Source organism: Anaerovibrio sp. (assembly GCF_024697385.1).
In the GTDB taxonomy this organism is placed as follows: Bacteria; Bacillota; Negativicutes; order Selenomonadales; family Selenomonadaceae; genus Anaerovibrio.
Genome location: NZ_JAILFV010000046.1, coordinates 1 through 2,821 on the forward strand (window position 1 = coordinate 1; position 2,821 = coordinate 2,821).

Below are 2,821 nucleotides of genomic sequence, written 5' to 3' on the forward strand. Positions count from 1 at the left end.
TCCGGGACCGCCAAAGGAAATGCAGCCTATGTTTGAAGAATATGCAGTGCCATATTTGCGGAAATTCAGCGATAAGGTTTTTGTTTCCATAAATATTAAAATGTATAGCCAACAGGATATTTCTGTGACGATAGTAGGCGAAGGGCCATGTGCAGAGCGGTTAGGGGAGCTTTGCGACAGTGCAAATCCTACAGTTGCCACTTATGCCAAGGAGGATGGCTGCTTGGTGCGTATTACTGCAGCGGCACCTGACAGGGAAGCCGCCCTTGACTTGCTGAAGCCGATGGTGGAAAAGTGCAAGGCTGCACTGGGAGAAAAATATATCAAAACAGTATATGAAGACTAACTGCCCCAGGTACAGTATTTCGTTGAAAAATGTTGACAATGCTATGGAATATGGGTATAATAAATGCTGTTGTGAGAAACAACAGTATTGATAAATGACTCACTAGCTCAACTGGTAGAGCATCTGACTCTTAATCAGCAGGTTCGGGGTTCGAGTCCCCGGTGGGTCACCATGTGAATGAATGGCAGGTTGGATTTTTCCGGCCTGCTTTTTGAATATTATGGAGTATATATTTCTTAAAATTTAGCTGATTGATATTGTAGCGGCTGATAAGGCCTTGTATTGTAAGAAGAAAGGGTATAATTATGAAAATTCTTATCAGTAATGATGATGGTGTGCAGTCACCGGGGATTGAAGCCCTGGTCAAAGCCTTATACAAAAATCATGAGGTAACAGTGGCAGCACCTGCCGGGCAGCAAAGCGCCAAGGCCCATGCCATTACAGTGGGACAACCATTGTATGTGGATGAGTACAAGCCACTTATGGAAAAATATGGAATAAAGGCGTATGGTATCCACGGTACGCCAGCTGACAGTGTCAAGCTTTATCTTGAAGGCATACTTGAGCATAAGCCTGAAAAATATCCCGAACTGATTATTTCCGGCATCAACAATGGTTCAAATCTTGGTACTGACCTTATCTATTCCGGGACGGTAGGTGCCGCCAAGGAAGGCTTTATTCATAATATTCCTTCATTGGCAGTTTCCCTTGATTATCACGCCAGCATCAGCTTTGATACCGCAGCTGAGGAGCTGTCAAAAAAACTGCCTGAGCTGGTTGCAGCCGAGGATGTACCCAGACTTCTGAATATTAATTTCCCAAAGGCCTTTGCAGATGATTATGCCTGGTATTGGGCCTCTCAGGGAATAAGGGACTATGAAAATGCCTATATCAAAAAGGTCTCTGAGGATGGTAGGATGTCCTTTGTAGTTGAGGGGGAAATCATAGATGAAGGCAATACACCGGATTCTGATGTAGAGCTGTGCAATGCCGGCCATATTACCGTTACCCCTATCAGATTAAAGGTATCTGATTGTCTTTATTTGCGTGATCGTATCGGAAATACTTTATAACGAGCTTAAGATGTCCCCTTTCTCTTAAGGTGGGGGGGAATCAATCTTTAACAGCTGGTGAGCATATCTCCCAGCTCGTTGAAACGCTAATTGGAAGATTTTTATTTTTTCAAAAGAAAAATTTGAACAATGGCGTTATAATATAAGATAATCATGATAAAATAAATTGTTAAGTTAAATGAAATGATGCTATAGGAGGCGTATTATGGAATCAAAAATCAAGGATATTAAATTGGCACCTTCTGGACATGATAAGATAAACTGGGTAAAGAACTTTATGCCTGTAATGAAGGCAGTTAATGAGGAATATTCAAAATCAAAGCCCTTTGCCGGTAAGCGCATGGTCATGACAATGCATCTTGAAGCCAAGACGGCATATCTTGCACTGGTATTGAAAAATGCAGGGGCTGAGGTTATTGCCACTGCTTCAAACCCGCTATCGACCCAAGATGATGTTTGTGCAGCCCTGGTGGAGGACGGGGTAACAGTCCTGGCCCATCACGGATGTACTATGGAGGAATACGATAAGTACATTGATATGGCCTTGGATTCCCAGCCTGATATCATAATGGATGATGGTGGAGATTTGATTTATCGCCTACATAATGACCGTCGTGAGCTGCTGCCTAAAATCATTGGCGGTTCAGAGGAAACCACTACCGGTGTAATTCGTGATAAGGCCCTGGAGGCTGCCGGCAAGCTGGAATTCCCTATGATTGCAGCCAATGACGCATATTGTAAGTACCTTTTTGATAATCGTTATGGTACCGGGCAGTCCACATGGGAAGGCATTATGCGTGCTACCAATCTGGTTATTTCCGGTAAAACTGTTGTTATTGCCGGCTATGGGTGGTGCGGCAAGGGCGGTGCCATGCGTGCCAAGGGATTGGGTGCCAATGTAATCATCACCGAGGTTGATCCGATCAAGGCGATAGAGGCTGTTTTTGATGGCTTCCGGGTAATGCCTATGGATGAGGCTGCCAAGATTGGTGACATTTTCCTTACCCTGACCGGGGACAAGGATATTTTGCGTGAGCGCCATTTTGCTTCCATGAAGGATGGTGCTGTTATGGCAAATTCCGGTCACTTTGACGTAGAAATCAATATTCCTGAGCTTGAATCCATTACGGAAACCCGTAAACAGGTCAAGGATGGAATTGAGGAGTTCAAGTTTGCCAATGGCAAAAAGCTCTATCTGCTGGGTGAAGGCCGTTTGGTTAACCTAGCCTGTGGGGACGGACATCCGGCAGAAATTATGGATCTTTCCTGGGGAGTACAATTCTTCTCAGCACTTCATATCGTTGAAAATCACGATAAACTTGAAAATAAGGTATATTTACTTCCTGAAGAAATTGATCAGAAAATTGCTAAAATCAAGCTGGCAGCCATGGGAATCAAGATC

The 2,821-nt window shown here is 43.9% G+C and carries 2 protein-coding genes, 1 tRNA gene and 1 pseudogene; all 4 read left to right on the plus strand.

What is annotated here, in order from left to right; all coding sequences use genetic code 11:
• Positions 1–346, plus strand: a pseudogene (locus K6C05_RS02265) (damage-inducible protein CinA); the annotation flags it as partial.
• Between the two features lie 96 nt (positions 347–442).
• Positions 443–518 (plus strand) — tRNA-Lys (locus tag K6C05_RS02270).
• 133 nt (positions 519–651) lie between these two features.
• Positions 652–1,419 carry a 5'/3'-nucleotidase SurE gene (surE, locus tag K6C05_RS02275; protein ID WP_296730799.1) on the plus strand — a complete coding sequence of 256 codons (768 nt, stop codon included), beginning with the start codon at positions 652–654 and terminating at the stop codon, positions 1,417–1,419.
• Positions 1,420–1,624: 205 nt separating this feature from the next.
• On the plus strand, positions 1,625–2,821 hold a 1,197-nt coding region (locus K6C05_RS02280; RefSeq protein ID WP_296730800.1), incomplete at its 3' end, for an adenosylhomocysteinase.

What these genes read in the sequence shown, in the direction of transcription:
- surE (WP_296730799.1), top strand. Translation starts at nt 652, where the DNA reads ATGAAAATTCTTATCAGTAATGATGATGGTGTGCAGTCACCGGGGATT.